The sequence below is a fragment of the Vibrio sp. 1978 genome, from assembly GCF_033344345.1.
Genome location: NZ_JAWPOP010000189.1, coordinates 1 through 975 on the forward strand (window position 1 = coordinate 1; position 975 = coordinate 975).

Sequence of the window (975 nt, forward strand, 5' to 3'; positions counted from 1 at the left end):
GCTGGCGCACTGTGTAAAGAAGCTGGGGCGAAACGTGCTCTTCCTCTTCCTGTGTCAGTGCCTTCACACTGCGCGTTAATGAAACCAGCAGCAGATAAACTAGCAGTAGCGCTAGAGTCTATCGAATTCAACACACCACAACTTCCAGTTATCAATAACGTTGATGTGGCAGCTGAAACTGATCCTGCAAAAATTAAAGACGCGCTTGTTCGTCAGCTATACAGCCCAGTTCGTTGGACTGAAAGCGTACAGCTAATGAGTGAACAAGGTGTAGAAAACCTTCTTGAACTTGGCCCGGGCAAAGTTCTGACAGGTCTAACAAAACGTATCGTGAAAACACTAAGTGCAGCAGCAGTTAACGATGTGGCGTCGTTAGAAGCCGCTAAATAATTCTTTCACGATAAGAAAAGGAAAACACAACATGATGAATCTAGAAGGTAAAATCGCTCTAGTGACTGGCGCAAGCCGTGGCATTGGTCGTGCGATTGCTGAGCTTCTTGTTGAACGCGGTGCCACCGTTATTGGTACCGCAACGTCTGAAGGCGGCGCGGCTGCGATCAGCGAATACCTAGGCGAAAATGGTAAAGGTTTAGCACTTAACGTCACTGACGTTGAGTCTATCGAAGCAACACTAAAAACCATTAACGATGAGTTTGGTGCGATCGATATTCTAGTGAATAACGCAGGTATCACTCGCGATAACCTACTAATGCGCATGAAAGACGATGAGTGGAACGACATCATCAACACAAACCTGACGCCTATTTACCGTATGTCTAAAGCGGTTCTGCGTGGCATGATGAAAAAACGCGCGGGTCGTATCATCAACGTAGGTTCTGTTGTAGGCACTATGGGTAATGCGGGTCAAACTAACTACGCAGCAGCGAAAGCGGGCGTGATTGGTTTTACTAAATCAATGGCTCGTGAAGTGGCTTCTCGTGGCGTTACGGTTAACACAGTTGCACCTGGTTTCAT

At 47.0% G+C, this 975-nt stretch carries 2 protein-coding genes; both read left to right on the plus strand.

What is annotated here, in order from left to right:
- Positions 1 to 390 (plus strand): ACP S-malonyltransferase (locus R8N49_RS25410; RefSeq protein ID WP_412034909.1); only part of this gene is annotated, 390 nt, incomplete at its 5' end.
- A gap of 34 nt (positions 391 to 424) precedes the next feature.
- Positions 425 to 975, plus strand: a 551-nt coding sequence (locus R8N49_RS25415; RefSeq protein ID WP_318190247.1) for a 3-oxoacyl-ACP reductase family protein, incomplete at its 3' end; no start/stop codon positions are given.